Genomic DNA, 14878 nt, shown 5'->3' with positions numbered 1-14878 from the left:
GGCCCCCGCGCGAGGCTCCCGAGCGGTCGTCGCGCACCGTGTCCGGACGTGCGTCGACGGTGACCGGCGTCTCACACGCGACCGCCCCGGCACCCTCACGGGCACCGGGGCGGGCGACAGCGCGTGACCGTCCTCAGGCGACGCCCGAGTCCGACGTCTGCGGACCCGCCGCCTGCGGGTCGTCGATCGCGTACTTCGCCGCGGCCTCGGCCACGACGCCACGGTCGACCTCACCCCGCGCGGACAGCGACCCCAACGCGGCCACCGTGATCGACTCGGCGTCCACCGCGAAGTGCCGCCGCGCCGCCGGGCGGGTGTCCGACAGCCCGAAGCCGTCCGTGCCCAGCGTCGTGAACGGCGCGGGGACCCACTGGCGCACCAGGTCCGGGACCGCACGCATCCAGTCCGACACCGCCACGACCGGCGCGTCCGAGCCCTCCAGGGCCGTCCGCAGGTACGGGACCTTCGGCGCCTCCTCGGGGTGGATCAGGTTGTGCCGCTCCGCATCGACGCCGTCGCGGCGCAGCTCGCCCCACGACGTCACCGACCACACCTCGGCGCCCACGCCCCACTGCTCGGCCAGCATGTCGCGGGCCTGCAACGCCCACGGCAGCGACACACCCGACGCCAGCAGGCGCACCTGCGGGCCCTCGGCCCGTGGCGAGGCCGCGTAGCGGTAGATGCCGCGCAGCAGGCCGTCGACGTCGACGTCGGCCGGCTCGGCGGGCTGCACGTACGGCTCGTTGTAGACCGTCAGGTAGTAAATGACGTTCTCGGGCGACTCGCCGAACATCCGGCGCAGCCCGTCCTTGACGATGTGCGCGACCTCGAAGGAGAACGCCGGGTCGTACGCCACGACCGCCGGGTTCGTCGCGGCCAGCAGCACCGAGTGCCCGTCGTTGTGCTGCAACCCTTCCCCGGTCAGCGTCGTCCGCCCGGCCGTGGCGCCCACCAGGAAACCGCGCGCCATCTGGTCGGCCGCGGCCCAGATCGAGTCGCCCGTGCGCTGGAAACCGAACATCGAGTAGAAGACGTACACCGGGATCATCGGCTCGTCGTGCGTCGCGTACGACGTCCCCGCCGCGGTGAACGAGGCCACCGAACCGGCCTCGTTGATGCCCTCGTGCAGGATCTGGCCCTGCTCGGACTCCTTGTACGCCAACATGAGCGACGCGTCGACCGACGTGTACTGCTGACCGTGCGGGTTGTAGATCTTCTGCGTCGGGAACATGGAGTCCATCCCGAACGTGCGCGCCTCGTCCGGGATGATCGGCACGAACCGCTCGCCGAGCTCCTCGGTCTTGATCAGCTCGCGCAGGATGCGGACGAACGCCATCGTCGTGGCGGCCTCCTGCTTCCCGGATCCCTTGCGCGCCACCTCGTAGACCTTGTCGCCCGGCAGCACGAGCGCCTTCGACGAGGTGCGCCGCGACGGCAGCGGCCCACCCAGGGCCTTGCGCCGGTCCTCCATGTAGCGGATCTCCGGCGCGTCCTTGCCCGGGTGGTAGTACGGGGGCAGGTACGGGTCACGCTCGAGCTCGGCGTCACTGATCGGGATGCGCTGCTCGTCGCGGAACTGCTTGAGGTCGTCCAGCGACAGCTTCTTCATCTGGTGCGTGGCGTTGCGGCCCGCGAAGTGCGCACCCAGGCCGTAGCCCTTGATCGTCTTCGCCAGGATGACCGTCGGCTGCCCGTTGTGCTCCATCGCCGCCGCATAGGCCGCGTGCACCTTGCGGTAGTCGTGCCCACCGCGCTTGAGGCCCCAGATCTGGGCGTCGGACAGGTCATGGACGAGGTCCTTCGTCCGCGGGTCCCGACCGAAGAAGTGCTCACGCACGAAGGCGCCGTCGTTGGCCTTGTAGGTCTGGTAGTCGCCGTCGGGCGTCGTGTTCATCAGGTTGATCAACGCGCCGTCGCGGTCCGCGTGCAGCAGCGAGTCCCACTCGCGGCCCCAGATCACCTTGATCACGTTCCAGCCCGCGCCCCGGAAGAACGACTCCAGCTCCTGGATGATCTTCCCGTTGCCGCGCACCGGCCCGTCGAGACGCTGCAGGTTGCAGTTGACGACGAACGTCAGGTTGTCCAGGGCCTCCGTCGCGGCCACGTGGATGAGGCCCCGCGACTCCGGCTCGTCCATCTCGCCGTCGCCCAGGAACGCCCACACGTGCTGGTCGGAGGTGTCCTTCACGCCGCGGTCGCGCAGGTAGCGGTTGAACCGCGCCTGCATGATCGCGTTCATCGGGCCGAGGCCCATCGACACCGTCGGGAACTCCCAGAAGTCCGGCATCAGCCGCGGGTGCGGGTACGACGGCAGCCCGTGACCCGGCCCCCCGTGCGACAGCTCCTGGCGGAACCCGTCCAGGCGGTCCTCCGACAGCCTGCCCTCCAGATACGCGCGCGCGTAGATGCCGGGGGAGGCGTGGCCCTGGATGTAGATCTGGTCCCCGCCGCCCGGATGCTGCTTGCCGCGGAAGAAGTGGTTGAAGCCGACCTCGTACAACGTCGCCGACGACGCGTAGCTCGAGATGTGCCCGCCGACCCCGATCCCGGGCCGCTGCGCGCGATGCACCGTCATCGCCGCGTTCCACCGGATCCAGCGACGGTAGGCCCGCTCGGCCTCCTCGTCGCCCGGGAACCACGGCTCCCGGTCGGTCGGGATGGTGTTGACGTAGTCCGTGCTCGTCAGCGACGGAACGCCGACATGTCGCTCACGGGCACGCTGCAGCATGCGCAGCATCAGGTAGCGGGCGCGCTGCTGGCCCGCCTCGTCGAGCACCGCGTCGAAGGAGTCGAGCCACTCCGCGGTCTCCTCGGGATCGATGTCCGGGAGGTGCGCGGCGAGGCCGTCACGGATCACGTGTACACGCCCGCTTCTGTCGGAGCGGTTGTTCTGGCCGGTCAAGGGGTCTCCCTGGGGGGCGGTCATGCCGTTCGTCGTGCGTTGCCGTCGTCGTTGCCGGCCCGCGTCTCTTCATGTCCGTACAGCCCCTATCGTGCCCCCCGCGCTGCGATCGTGGAACGGCGGTTGCGCAGCGCACGCCCCACGTGTTCGGATTCCGCATCCGAAACACGGGTCGACACGACCCACACACGACAACAAGGGGGCGCGCGCGTGGTCGCCGCGGAAGATGCCGGACGTACGTCCGACATCGCGGGCAAGCTCGGCATCGAGCCGGGCATGGTCGTCCAGGAACTGGGTTGGGACTCCGACGTCGACGAGGCGGTGCGCGACGCCGTCGAGGAACGCAGCGGCGACGAGCTGCTCGACGAGGAGGCCCAGGAGGTCATCGACGTCGTCCTCATGTGGTTCAGGGAGGGCGACGGCGACCTCGTCGACGCCCTCGTCGACGCCAGAGGTCCACTCGCCGACAACGGCGTGGTCTGGGTGCTCACACCCAAGACAGGGCGCCCGGGGCACCTGGAGCCGAGTGAGATCGCCGAGGCGGCCCCGACGGCCGGGCTCGCACAGACGTCCAACGTGAGCGTGGGCGAGGAATGGGCCGGTGCCCGGCTCGCCTCCCCGAAACAGGGCAAACAACGACGCTGAACCGGCGCCGACCCCGCCCGTGATCCCGACGAACGGGGGTCACGGGCAGGGTCGCGCCCGCGGGTGGCATAGGCTCGGGGGCAGTGCGGCGCCCCGAACCGGGGTGCGGTGTCGTCGACGTGCCGAGGAGATCCCTGATCATGGCGCTCACGGTGGGCTCGCAGGCTCCCGACTTCACGCTCAAGTCCGGCAACGGCGACGAGGTCACCCTCTCGTCGTTCCGCGGCGACAAGGCCGTCCTCGTCGTGTTCTATCCCTTCGCCTTCTCCGGCGTCTGCACCGGCGAGCTCTGCTCGGTGCGCGACGACCTCTCGGCGTTCCAGAACGACGACGTCCAGGTCCTCGCCGTGTCCGTCGACCACCCCTTCGCCCTCGGCGCCTGGGCCAAGGAGCAGGGCTACCAGTTCCCGCTGCTGGCCGACTTCTGGCCGCACGGCAAGGTGGCGCAGGACTACGGCGTCTTCAACGCCGACGCCGGCTTCGCCCTGCGCGGCACCTTCCTCGTCGACAAGGACGGGGTCGTGCAGTTCGCCGAGACCAACGGCCCCGGCGACGCCCGCGACCAGGACGGCTGGCGCAAGGCCATCGCGGCGCTCTGACCGCACACCGGCCCGAGGGCCGGTCCCGGGCGCGTAGCTCAGCGGGAGAGCACTCGGTTTACACCCGAGCGGTCGCAGGTTCGAACCCTGCCGCGCCCACCCAGTTCACGGCAGTGCTGCTCGGTCCCTGCACGAGACGCCCGGCGTGTGACACCACTCGTGACACCAACCGCGTCGGGCCGATTCAGTGTGCGGGCGCCGGTCCTCGAGGCGGAGTCACGACACGCCGGGGCAGGAAGCCTCGCGGACGACGCGCCGGGCGATCTCCTCGACCTGTTCGACGGTGAGTGCCGGGCTGTGGTTCTGCTGCAGGGCGCTGCGGAGGAGGCGCCGCACGAGCGCGGAGGGGGACACCTCCTCAGCGGCTGCCCTGCGCCGCAGTTCAGCGTCGAGATCGTGGTTGATCCTCAGGGAGAGGGTGACGTCGAGCGCTGCTGCGTTCTGCGCGGCTTCCAGCTCCGCGGCTTCCGCTTCCTCGTCGGCGTACTCCTCGCGCGCGGCGCGGTGACGCCGGCGTGGGTCCTGGCAGTGGCGATCACGGTCAGGACGAACCCGGCCGTGCCGGAGTAGCCGATGATCCGGATCGCCCCCGGTCAGCTCTTCGGGTCCGGGTCGCGCACTATGCGTCGCGTGTCGGTCGCTGCCTCCTGAGTCCACGACGGCTCGATGGTGGTCGCGCCGGGGTAGCGGTCGCTGCGGCGCCGGATGTACTCGGCGTCTCGTCACGCCACCACAGGTCGCTGACCGTGTCTCACAATGCGAGTCACCTTCTGGCGGTCGGCATCGGACGACGAGACCTACTCCGACATCACGGGCGTGGCGGCCCTACTTCGGCATGAACGGTCGAGTCCGCGGCCTGCGGCGGCCTCTGTGCCGGCTCGCCCGTAGCGCTTCCGGCCGGCCGTCCCGTCGCCGCCGGGTCAGGTCCTGGTGGCCGACCATGCCTCCCACAGAGCGGCGTAGCGCCCGCCGGATGCCACCAGCTCGTCATGGCGGCCGATCTCCACGACGCGCCCCGCGTCCAGCACGACCACGCGATCGGCGGTCGCGGCCTGGGTCATCCGGTGCGCCACCATGAGCCCGGTCCGCCCGGCCAGCGCCCGGGTGGCCGCGGCCTCGAGCACGCGGGCGCCTGCGCTGCCCGCCTCAGCGGTGGCTTCGTCGAGGATCGCCACCGGGGGATCGGCCAGGGCGAGCCGGGCCAGCGCGAGCTGCTGCGCCTGGGTCACGCTGAGCGAGTGTGCACCCTCGCCGACTGTGGTGGCGAGGCCGTCGGGTAGCGCGTCGGCCCATTCCAGAGCATCGACGATGGCCAGCGCCTCCCGCAGCTGCGCCTCCGTGGCGTCCGGGCGTGCCAGCCGCAGGTCGTCCGCGAGGGTGCCGGCGAAGACGTGTACCTCCTGGGTGACCAGAACGACTGTCTGCCTGGCCAGCTCGGGGCCGAGTTCGTCGATCCCGACGCCGCCGAGGCTGATCGATCCGCCACTCGGCCGGTGCACCCCGGCGATGAGCTTGGCCAGCGTGGTCTTGCCTGCACCGCTCGCCCCTACGAGTGCGACCCGCTCGGCTGCCCCGATGTCGAGATCGACGCCGTGCAGCACGGGACGGTTCGCGCGGTAGGCGTGGTGCACGTCCACGACCTTCACCGAACCGTCCACCGGCAGTGCCCGCTTCTCGGGCTCGTTCGGTGTGGGCAGCTCGGCCACGCCGACGATGCGGGCCAGGCTCGCCCCCGCGGAGAGCGCTTCGTCGATGGTGACGAGTGCGCTGCTGATCGGCCCGAACAGGGAGTGGAAGTACAGCGCCGCAGCGGTGGCCGTGCCCGCGGTGACCGAGCCGTTGCCGACCAGGAGGAATCCCGTCACGAGCACCGCTGCCAGCCCGACGAACTCAGCGAGGTTGAGCCGGGCGTAGAAGCGGGTCATCAGGCGGATCCCGCGCAGGACGAGGTCGACGGCGGTGAGTGAGCGACCGCGGACCCGGTCGACGTGGTCGTCGGCGAGGAGGAACGCGCGCACGGTGGCGGCACCGCCCACCGTGTCGAGGAGCTGCTGCTGGAGCCCGCCCTCGGCGACCCGTTGCCGGGCGTAGACGGGCCCGGCGTTGCGCACGTACCAGCGTGCGGTGTGGATCTGGATCGGGACGGCCAGCAGCGCGACGGCGAGGAACCGCCAGTCCAGCGCGCCCATGGCGAGCAGCGTCAGCACGATCGTCATACCGGCCCGGGCGAGCTTCGGCACGGCGCCGCGGACGGCTTCGCCCACGACGGCGACGTCTCCGGTGACGCGCGCGGTCAGATCGCCGCCGCCTGCGCGCTCCACCTGCTCCAGGGGGAGCGCGAGCGCGCGGTCGACGAACTGCTCGCGCAGGCGGGCCAGCAGCCGCTCGCCGAGACCGACGAGCAGCGACATGCCCACGGTCGTGAGCAGTCCCGCGACCACGGCGACCACCGCGATGAGGACTGCGGGGCCGACGACGGCGGCCGAGCCCGAGCCCGAGACCACGATGTCGACGATCCGCCCGAGCAGCGGGGCGACCAGCAGTGCGACCGCGCTCCCGGCGACCAGCACGGCCACCGTGACGACGGCTCGCCACCGATGGGGGCGCAGGAGGCGGCGGACGGCGGCGCGTGTGTCGGCGCCGGTGGCCACCGGGAGCAGCTCGCGGTCGTCCGGAAGGCGGCTCGCAGTGTCCACTGTGTCGCTCACGTCAGCACCGTCTCCCGATAGTCGGCATGGGACTCGACGAGATCGGCGTGCCGGCCCTCGCACCGCACCCCGTCCCCGTCGAGGAGGACGACCCGGTCGGTGACGGCGAGCAGCGCGGGGCTGGTCGTCACCACCACCGTGGTGCGTCCGTGGCGGATGCGCCGCAGCGCGCCGGCGATCCGCGACTCGGTGACGGAGTCGACGGCTGTGGTCGGGTCGTGGAGCACGAGGACCGGCCGGCCGGCGGCGAGCGCTCTGGCGAGCGCCACCCGCTGGCGCTGCCCTCCCGACAGCGAGCTGCCCTGCTCGCCGATGGTGCTGTCGACACCGTCGGGCAGGCTGTCGGCCACCTCGTCGGCAGCCGCGGCCACGAGCGCGGCGGTGATGTCCGCGGCCCCCTCGGCTCCGGCAGCGGTGACGTTCTCGAGCAGGGTTCCGGCGAAGAGGACAGCGTCGTGGGTCGCGACGAGCACCGCGGCCCGGACGGCGGCGGGGTCGAGAGCGGCCAGCGGCACGTCGTCCAGCTCTACGGTTCCCTGCTCCGGGTCGACCTCGCGGGCCAGACAGGCGAGCAGGGCGCGGGCGATCGCGGGGGAGGGGGAGACGACCCCGAGCAGCTCACCGGGCGCCACGTCGAGGTCGACGTCGTGCAGGAGCCCCTGGGTCACGCCACGCAGCCGCAGCGCGCCGCGCACCGGTTCCGGTGCGACGCCCGCTCCGGCCGGGACCGCCGGTGGTGCGGACAGCACTGCCGCGATCCGGGCGGCCGATGCGCGGGCCTGGGCGAACTCGATGGTCGTCCAGCCGGTCGTGGACAGCGGGATCTGCAGGAACAGGGCCAACCCCACGGTGGAGACCAGCTGGCCGACGCTGATCGCGCCGTCCGCGGCCAGCAGGCCGCCGACCAGTGCGACGATCGCGATGAACACCCCGGACGACGTCTCCACGACCCCGCCCTGGGCTGCGTACGCCCTCGCGGTGCGCAGGGTCGCGACCAGTGACTGCTGACTGGTGTGGCGGTAGCGCTGGACCGCGGTGCGCTCCGCACCGAGTCCCTTGAGCACCCGCAGACCGGCCACCAGGTCCGCGGCCACGCCCGAGGCGTGGGCCGCGCGCTCCTGCTCGGCCTCGCTGCGCCGCTCCAGCGGCTTGCTCGCGTAGTGGGTCAGCAGCAGCAGGGGGGGCGTGCCGAGCAGCACGAGCAGGCCGAGCGGCACCGAGATCGTCAGCAGGACGACGGCGCTGACCAGCACCGCGATGATCGCGGCCACACCGAACGGCACCACCACGTTCGCCGTCCCGACCCGTTTGGCGTCGCTCGTCGAGATGTTCACCAGCTCACCCGACAGCCGCCCGCCGCCGGCTCCGCCACCCGGGTGCAGCACCCGGTGGGTCAGCCGCAGGCGCAGATCGTGTTCGGCGTGTTCGGCGGCCCGCTCGGCCGCCCGGACGCTGAACCGGTAGGAGTACGACAGGACGACGAAGTTCGCGGCGAGCACGCCGATCCACAGAATCAGCAGGCTGGGCGATCCGCTGGTCACCGCGACGTCGACGATCACCCCGATGAGCACCGGCACCAGCGCTGATCCGGCCTGCTGGCCCGCCGCGAGCAGCGAGCTCACCACCACGTCGCGCCGCTGCTCCACGATGGCGGCGCGCAGCACCGCGGCGCCGGTCACGGGGCCCCGATCCGAGCTGCTCACGACACTCGGTCCCGCTGTCGGCCCAGGGGGACGACCGACGGGGTGCCGGAGACCGGATCGGGAACGACCAGACACCGGAGCCCGAACACCTCGTGCACGAGGTCGGCGGTCACGATGTCCGACGGGGTTCCCTCGGCGACGACGGCGCCGTCCCGCATGGCGATCAGGTGGGTGCCGTACCTCGCGGCGTGGTTGAGGTCGTGCAGGACCGCGACCAGCGTCCGCCCGGCGTGGTGGAGGTCGGTGAAGAGTTCGAGCAGCTCGATCTGGTGGGTGATGTCGAGGAAGGTCGTCGGCTCGTCGAGCAGCAGGATGCCGGTCTCCTGCGCGAGGGCCATGGCCACCCAGACCCGTTGGCGCTGCCCGCCGGACAGCTCGTCGACGAGCCGGGTCGACAGCTCCCGCACAGAGGTGGCCTCCATCGCGTCGAGCACTGCGCGCTCGTCGGCCTCGGCCCACTGCCGGATCAGCTTCTGGTGGGGGTACCTGCCGCGGGAGACGAGGTCGGCGACGGTGATCCCGTCCGGCGCCAGGGAGGACTGGGGCAGGAGCCCGATGCGCCGGGCGACCTCCTTGGCCCGGTAGCCGTGGATGTCGGCACCGTCGAGGACGACCTGGCCCGACGACGGCCTGAGCAGCCGGGACAGGCTGCGCAGCAGTGTGGACTTGCCGCAGGCGTTCGGCCCGACGATCACGGTGAAGGACTCGTCCGGTATGGACACCGTGAGCTGTTCGGATATCACCCGCCGGTCGTAGCCCAGGGTCGCGGCGGCAACCTGGAGACGGCTGGTCCCGGTGGGTGTCGTCGCGGCATCGCCACGGGCGGCAGGCAGGAGCGCGGGTTCCGATCGGGCGTCGGGCAATCGGGATCCTTCAGGTGAGACAGGCGACACTGATGAAACTTAGCCTAAACTAACCCGGGCTGTTACCGTCCCTGAGAGTCGCCTCACGACATCACATCCGCGCTGCCCTCCGGCCTCCGGCGCGCCCTGCCGGGCCCGCGTCACCGGCCGTCCAGAGGGCTCTTACGTGTGCGTCCGGCAGCGCACGCGCCCCTGACAGAAGGAGACGCCGATGGCGAAGAACCCGTTCGACGACGACGAGGGCACCTTCTACGCGCTCGTGAACCACGAGGAGCAGTACTCGCTCTGGCCCACGTTCAAGCCGGTGCCCGGTGGCTGGACCGTCGCGTTCGGCGGCCCGGACGGCCGCCCGCGCCGCGAGGTGCTCGCCTGGATCGACGAGAACTGGACCGACCTGCGTCCGAAATCGCTGCGCGATGTCATCGCGCAGCACGAGTCCGCCCACAACTGAACCGCTCAGCGCAACCACGTCCGGAAGACACGAGAGGCCGTTCGATGCTCCGCACCGTGCTCGGCAGCAAGATCCACCGCGCGACTGTCACCCAGGCCGACCTGCACTACGTCGGGTCGATCACCATCGACGAGGACCTCGTCCGGGCCGCGGGCCTGGTCGAGGGAGAGAAGGTGCAGGTCGTCGACATCACCAACGGCGCCCGCATCGAGACCTACGTCATCACCGGTGCCCCGGGATCGGGCAGCATCTGCATCAACGGTGCCGCGGCGCACCTGGTGAAGCCCGGCGACCTGGTGATCATCATGTCCTACCTGCTGGCGCAGGAAGACGAACTGCTCGTCCACGAGCCGCGCGTCGTGCACGTCGACGAGAACAACCGGGTCGTCGCACTCGGGCAGGATCCGGCGGAGCCGGTCCCCGGTGCGGTCGACCAGGTTTCCTCGCGGGGCGTGTAGCGATGCGCGAGCCCCTCGTGCTCGATGGTTTCGTGCCCTATCCCGCCGACGTCGCCGAGGGCTACCGGCGCGCGGGGTACTGGACGGACGAGACCCTCCAGGAGCCGCTGTTCGCCTCTGTGGCCCGGCATCCGGAACGGACCGCCGTCGTCGCGGGCGACGAGATCGTGAGCTACGGGGAGCTCGGCGACCGCGTGCTGCGGGTCGCCGCGGGCCTCGCCGATCTCGGCGTGGGCCGCGGCGACCGGGTCGTGGTGCACCTGCCGAACGTGCCCTCGTTCATCGTGGTCGTCTACGCGCTCTGGGAGCTGGGCGCCGTCCCGACCTTTGCGCCGGCTGCCCACCGGCGCACCGAGATCACCCAGTTCGTCGAGCTCACCGAGGCGCGCGCCTACGTCACCGTCTCGGTGCACGACGGCGCCGACCTCGCCGGGCTGGCGGCCGAGCTCACCGCGGCCCGGTCCGGTCTGCGCGCGGTCGTGCTGGACCCCGACGGCGGTGGCCCCGAGCTGGACCGCCTGCTGGCCCACACACCGCTCGCCCACGAGCGCCGCTCGTCGCCGCAGGACGTCGCGCTCCTGCAGACCTCCGGCGGCACCACGGGGCGTCCGAAGCTGATTCCGCACACCCACGAGACCTACGGGCACTCGGTGCGACTCAGCATCCCGCTCTGCGGGATCGGGGCGCACTCCGTGCAGCTCATCGCGGTGCCGGTGTGCCACAGCATGGCCGTGCGGTCACCGGGCTTCCTCGGTGTCCTCGCGGCCGGCGGGACCGTCGTGCTCGCGCCCGACGGCAGCCCCGACACCGTCTTCCCGCTGATCGAGCGACACGGTGTCACGCAGGCGTCGGTGGTCCCGCCGCTGTTGCTGGCGTGGCTGAACTCCTCCATGCGGGCGAAGTTCGACCTGTCGAGCCTGCACTCCCTGCACGTGGGCGGGGCGAAGCTCAGCGCGGAGGCGGCCCGGCGGGTGCGCCCCGAGCTCGGGGCGATCCTGCAGCAGGGGTTCGGCATGGCCGAGGGCCTGGTGAACTACAACCGGCTCGACGTCGACGACGAGACGAGCGCAACCTGCCAAGGCCTGCCGGTCTCGCCGGGCGACGAGCTCCTCGTCCTCGCCGACGACGGCACGCCGGTCGCCCCCGGCACCCCCGGGCACCTGCTCACGCGCGGTCCGTCGACCATCCGCGGCTACTTCCGTGCGCCCGAGCTGAACGCCGCGAGCTTCACCGAGGACGGCTACTACCGCACGGGCGACATCGTGGCCCGCGACGAGCGCGGCTACCTCACCGTCGTCGGGCGGTCGAAGGACCAGATCAACCGCGGCGGGGAGAAGGTCGCGCCCGAGGAGGTGGAGAACCTGATCCTCGCGCTCGACGGCGTCCACGACGTCTCGGTGATCGGGATCGCCGACCGGGTGCTGGGGGAGCGCGTCAAGGCCTACGTCGTGCCCCGCGACGGCGTCGACCCGTCGACGCTCACGCTGGCCGCGGTCCGCAGGCACCTGCGCGAGCGCGGGCTCGCCGCGTACAAGATGCCCGACGCGCTCGAGGTCGTCGCGGAGTTCCCGCGGACCGCGATGGGCAAGATCAGCAAGCTGCTGCAGCGCCAGTCGTAGCCGAGCCGAGCCGAGTTGCGGCGCCGGCCTACCGGCGCCGCACCTCGTGCACGATCAGCCACAGGAGGTAGCCGCCTCCCAGGACCACGGTGACGACCCCGACGGGCAGCGCCACCGGGAGCAGGTGCAGCGCAGCGAGCTCCGCGCCCGCCAGCAGCACTGCGCCGGTGAGTGCGGCCGGGACGACGGAGATGCCGGGCGTGCGGCACAGTCGGCGCGCGATCTGGGGGGCGGCCAGGGCGATGAACGCGATCGGACCCGCCGCGGACGAGACGACGGCCGTGAGGGCCACCGCGATCGCGATGACGGCGAGCCGGACGGGCTCCGCGCGGGTCCCGGTGGCGTGCGCGGCGTCGTCGCCGAGCTCGAGCTGCCGCATCGGCCGCCCGAACGCCGCGAGCACGACCAGCAGGACGAGGACCGTGCCGCCCCCGACGAGCATCTCCTGCCACCCGATGCGGCCGAGGGAGCCCGCTCCCCATGCCGAGGCGGCGAGTGCCACCTCGAGCTTGGCGGTGAGCATGAGCCAGGTGTTGAACGACGTCAGCATGGCGGACACCGCGATGCCGACGATGATGAGCCGGAACCCCTGCACGCCGCCCCGCCAGGCGAGGAGGTAGATGATCGCCGCGGTGGCGGCGCCGCCGGCGAGGGCGCCCGCGGTCAGCTGCAGGTAGGTGCCCTGGACCAGCACGATCACGATGAGCGCGCCCGAGTACGACCCCGTCGAGATGCCGATGATGTCGGGGGAGGCGAGCGCGTTGCGGGTCAGCGACTGGAACACCGCGCCGGCGGCACCGAGGCCCGCGCCGAACACCGCGGCCGCGACGGCCCGGGGCAACCGCCACTCCAGCACGACGATGCTCGAGAACCCGGCCCCGGGATCGCCGGTGAGTGCCGCCCACACCTCCGGGAGCGTGAGCGGGTAGTCGCCCAGCGCCAGCGCCGCCGTGGTGGCGGCGAGGGTCAGCACGGCGAGGGCCACGCAGACGATCACGGTGCGGGCCTGCCAGCGCAGCGCGAGGCGGCTGCGGCGTACGACCCAGGCGCGGTGGCCGAACTCCACTGTGGTCGATCTCGCTGCGGTCGACCCCTTTGCGGCCGACCCCTTTGCGGCCGACCCCTTTGCGGCCGACCCCTCTGCGGCCGACTCCGCCGTGGTCGGCTCCGCGGTCACAGCCCGGCCGCCTTCCGGCGGCGGACGAGGACGATCAGGATCGGCGCGCCGACGAACGCCATGACGATGCCCACGGGCAGCTCTCCGGGTCGGATCACGGTGCGGCCGACGACGTCGGCCGCCAACAGCAGGGCGGGGGCGAGGAGCAGGGTGGCGCCGAGGATCCAGCGCTGGTCGGGTCCGACGATCCACCGGGCGACGTGCGGCACCATGAGGCCGACGAACCCGATCGGCCCGGCGATGGCGGTCGCGCCGCCCGCGAGCAGCGTGACGGCGACGACGACTATGACGCGGGTGCGGCCGATGTTCGCGCCCAGTGACTTCGCGAGGTCGTCGCCGAGCGCGATCGCGTTGAGCGGCCCGGCCACGGCCATCGCGAGGAGAATGCCCGCCGCGAGGAACGGCAGCACGGGCAGGAGCACCTCCCAGCCGCGGCTGACGACGCTGCCCGCGTTCCAGTTCCGCATCTGCTCGAAGGCGCGCGGGTCGAGCAGCATCATCGCGCTGACGACCGCGTACAGGATCGCGCCGAGCGTGACGCCGGCCAACGTCAGCTGGATCGGGTCGACGCCGCCGCGCCCCGCCGAGCCGATGACGTACACGACGACGGTGACGAGGAGCGCGCCGGCGAACGAGAACCAGAGGTACTGACCGGGCGAGGTCAGCCCGAACACCGCGATCCCGAGCGCGACGAAGAGGGCCGCTCCCGCGTTGACCCCCAGGATCCCGGGGTCGGCGAGCGGGTTGCGGGTCAGCGCCTGGATGAGCATGCCGGCGACACCGAGGGCGATCCCGACGGCGAGCAGGACGGCCGTGCGGGGCACGCGCAGGCTCCACACGACGTAGGAGTCGCCCTCTCCGGTGTCGTGGATCAGGGCGTCGACGACGGCGGTCAGGGGGACGGCCCGGGACCCGACCGCGATGCTGGCCAGCACGAGGGCGGCGAGCAGGGCGAGGGCGGCCAGCAGGCCGACCACCCGTCGCCGGGTCAACGGGGCCGCCGTGTCGTGGGCCACGGCGATCTTCACCGGAGTTAGAGTAGCCTAACCTAGTGATCATCGTGGGATCGGGAGCCCTGGTCTGGCGTGCTGCCACGTACGCGGTATCGCAGGGCCGGACGGTCGACGCGGTCGTGCATCCCCGCGGTGAGGCGGTGCCCGCGCGGGCGCGGGGGCTCGAGCGCCGGGAGACCGACGACGTGAACGATCTGGCGGCATTCCTCGACCGTGCCTGTACCGATCGCCTGGTGTGCTCGACCGGGAACCCGTTCCTGTTCCGCGCTGCGGTCCTCGACCTGGGGCTGACCATCGTGAACGTCCATGGCGGGCCGCTTCCCGGCTACCGTGGGCTCCCGGTGGTGGCGGCGGTGTTCGCGATCCTTCGGGGGGAGTCGGAGTTCGGGGTCACGGTGCACCGGGTCGACGCCGGGATCGACACGGGTGCGGTCGTCGACCGGCGGACATTCCCGCTGTCCGCGACGGTGACCCTGGAGGAGCTGCTGCTCCAGATCACGAAGTCCTGTCACGAGATCTTCGTGGACAACCTCGCCGACCTCGGTCGCGCACCCGCACCCTCCACGTCGGACGGTCCGGGGGAGTACTTCGGGATGAAGCGCCTCTCCGGCCTCGCGGACCACCGCGACCACCCGGCTTTCGCGCGGGCAACGGATCTCGGTGTGCTGGAGAGTTTCTACCCGGACTACGCGACGCTCTTCGCCGCCGCCCGCTGAGGGGCGTGCGAACGCAAGCCTCGG

13 protein-coding genes and 1 tRNA gene are annotated in these 14878 nt (G+C 71.9%); 7 read left to right on the top strand and 7 right to left on the bottom strand.

From position 1 onward, the window contains the following. Positions 1–133 precede the first annotated feature (133 nt). Positions 134–2926, bottom strand: a complete 2793-nt coding sequence (aceE, locus tag PSU4_RS20565) for a pyruvate dehydrogenase (acetyl-transferring), homodimeric type (protein WP_147110867.1) — start codon at positions 2924–2926, stop codon at positions 134–136. A gap of 186 nt (positions 2927–3112) precedes the next feature. Here aceE and PSU4_RS20560 point away from each other — a divergent pair, with 186 nt between their 5' ends. The 3 genes from PSU4_RS20560 (at position 3113) to PSU4_RS20550 (ending at position 4245) form a co-directional block, all read left to right on the top strand. After that, positions 3113–3547, top strand: a complete 435-nt coding sequence (locus tag PSU4_RS20560) for a DUF3052 domain-containing protein (RefSeq protein WP_147110864.1) — start codon at positions 3113–3115, stop codon at positions 3545–3547. Between the two features lie 140 nt (positions 3548–3687). Then, entirely contained in the window at positions 3688–4146 is a 459-nt protein-coding gene (locus tag PSU4_RS20555) for a peroxiredoxin (protein WP_147110862.1), read from the top strand. Between the two features lie 27 nt (positions 4147–4173). Next, positions 4174–4245: transfer RNA gene (locus PSU4_RS20550), tRNA-Val, on the top strand. Between the two features lie 117 nt (positions 4246–4362). Here PSU4_RS20550 and PSU4_RS20545 read toward each other — a convergent pair. The 4 genes from PSU4_RS20545 to PSU4_RS20525 form a co-directional block, all read right to left on the bottom strand. Continuing rightward, positions 4363–4803, bottom strand: a complete 441-nt coding sequence (locus PSU4_RS20545) for a ribbon-helix-helix domain-containing protein (RefSeq protein ID WP_186817089.1) — start codon at positions 4801–4803, stop codon at positions 4363–4365. A gap of 263 nt (positions 4804–5066) precedes the next feature. Beyond that, a complete protein-coding gene (locus tag PSU4_RS20535; protein WP_147110860.1) occupies positions 5067–6854 on the bottom strand; it encodes an ABC transporter ATP-binding protein in 1788 nt (595 codons plus the stop codon). Beyond that, positions 6851–8557, bottom strand: coding sequence for an ABC transporter transmembrane domain-containing protein (locus PSU4_RS20530; RefSeq protein WP_246115243.1), 1707 nt, complete (start codon positions 8555–8557; stop codon positions 6851–6853). Before PSU4_RS20530 ends, PSU4_RS20535 begins: the two co-directional genes overlap by 4 nt. Then, positions 8554–9390 carry an ABC transporter ATP-binding protein gene (locus PSU4_RS20525; protein WP_147110923.1) on the bottom strand — a complete coding sequence of 279 codons (837 nt, stop codon included), beginning with the start codon at positions 9388–9390 and terminating at the stop codon, positions 8554–8556. The genes PSU4_RS20530 and PSU4_RS20525 overlap by 4 nt, the downstream gene beginning before the upstream one ends. A 241-nt stretch (positions 9391–9631) precedes the next feature. Between PSU4_RS20525 and PSU4_RS20520 the strand changes: the two genes are divergently transcribed. The 3 genes from PSU4_RS20520 to PSU4_RS20510 are packed head-to-tail and all read left to right on the top strand — an operon-like array spanning position 9632 to position 11948. Further along, entirely contained in the window at positions 9632–9871 is a 240-nt protein-coding gene (locus PSU4_RS20520; protein WP_147110857.1) for an MbtH family protein, read from the top strand. 44 nt (positions 9872–9915) lie between these two features. Next, the gene (gene panD, locus PSU4_RS20515) at positions 9916–10329 is read left to right on the top strand and encodes an aspartate 1-decarboxylase (RefSeq protein ID WP_147110854.1); all 414 of its coding nucleotides are present in this window, start codon (positions 9916–9918) and stop codon (positions 10327–10329) included. Positions 10330–10331: 2 nt separating this feature from the next. Then, entirely contained in the window at positions 10332–11948 is a 1617-nt protein-coding gene (locus tag PSU4_RS20510) for a (2,3-dihydroxybenzoyl)adenylate synthase (RefSeq protein WP_147110851.1), read from the top strand. A gap of 28 nt (positions 11949–11976) precedes the next feature. Here PSU4_RS20510 and PSU4_RS20505 read toward each other — a convergent pair whose 3' ends face one another. Both PSU4_RS20505 and PSU4_RS20500 read right to left on the bottom strand, forming a co-directional pair. Next, positions 11977–13014: a FecCD family ABC transporter permease gene (locus PSU4_RS20505; RefSeq protein ID WP_147110847.1), complete on the bottom strand. Its 1038-nt coding sequence runs from the start codon at positions 13012–13014 to the stop codon at positions 11977–11979. A 107-nt stretch (positions 13015–13121) separates the two neighbouring features. Further along, positions 13122–14153: a FecCD family ABC transporter permease gene (locus PSU4_RS20500; RefSeq protein WP_246115242.1), complete on the bottom strand. Its 1032-nt coding sequence runs from the start codon at positions 14151–14153 to the stop codon at positions 13122–13124. A 23-nt stretch (positions 14154–14176) separates the two neighbouring features. Here PSU4_RS20500 and PSU4_RS20495 point away from each other — a divergent pair, with 23 nt between their 5' ends. Then, positions 14177–14854, top strand: a complete 678-nt coding sequence (locus PSU4_RS20495; protein ID WP_147110844.1) for a formyltransferase family protein — start codon at positions 14177–14179, stop codon at positions 14852–14854. Positions 14855–14878: the final 24 nt, after the last annotated feature.

Source organism: Pseudonocardia sulfidoxydans NBRC 16205 (assembly GCF_007989085.1).
GTDB classification, from domain to species: Bacteria; Actinomycetota; Actinomycetes; order Mycobacteriales; family Pseudonocardiaceae; genus Pseudonocardia; species Pseudonocardia sulfidoxydans.
The sequence above is the reverse complement of the archived record's forward strand: the minus strand, read 5'-3'. Positions and strand labels throughout refer to the sequence as shown.

Excerpts from the sequence above, each read along its gene's own strand:
- aceE (WP_147110867.1), bottom strand. The coding sequence starts at position 2,926 with ATGACCGCCCCCCAGGGAGACCCCTTGACCGGCCAGAACAACCGCTCC.
- panD (WP_147110854.1), top strand. The coding sequence starts at position 9,916 with ATGCTCCGCACCGTGCTCGGCAGCAAGATCCACCGCGCGACTGTCACC.
- PSU4_RS20555 (WP_147110862.1), top strand. The coding sequence starts at position 3,688 with ATGGCGCTCACGGTGGGCTCGCAGGCTCCCGACTTCACGCTCAAGTCC.
- PSU4_RS20520 (WP_147110857.1), top strand. The coding sequence starts at position 9,632 with ATGGCGAAGAACCCGTTCGACGACGACGAGGGCACCTTCTACGCGCTC.
- PSU4_RS20510 (WP_147110851.1), top strand. The coding sequence starts at position 10,332 with ATGCGCGAGCCCCTCGTGCTCGATGGTTTCGTGCCCTATCCCGCCGAC.